Source organism: Legionella norrlandica (assembly GCF_000770585.1).
Taxonomy (GTDB): Bacteria; Pseudomonadota; Gammaproteobacteria; order Legionellales; family Legionellaceae; genus Legionella; species Legionella norrlandica.
On record NZ_JNCF01000147.1, the window covers coordinates 1 to 307 of the forward strand.

The following is a 307-nucleotide window of genomic DNA, read 5'->3' on the forward strand; positions in this document are numbered from 1 at the left end:
AATGTACCTCACCGGAGTGATGTTTGTGAGCATACTTTTGGCCTTAAAGTAACGCATTCATTATGGCTTCTAAGACCGCGGGGGTTTGTTGGAAAACGTCGTGATTCCAAAATCGTAATACTTTAAACCCACCTGCAGTTAGCCAAGCAGTGCGGTTCATATCGTACGTTTGGTTCTCTGCATGTTGACCGCCATCAAGCTCGATAATCACTCTTTTTTCAAGACAGACAAAATCAACAATGTATGCTCCCATTGGTACTTGTCTCTTGAATTTACATCCAAGTCTATTCGCTCGAAGATAATACCA

General features: G+C 42.0%; 1 protein-coding gene. It reads right to left on the reverse strand.

What is annotated here, in order from left to right:
* Positions 1–43 precede the first annotated feature (43 nt).
* Positions 44–307 (reverse strand): endonuclease domain-containing protein (locus OK13_RS13775; protein ID WP_035891795.1); only part of this gene is annotated, 264 nt, incomplete at its 5' end.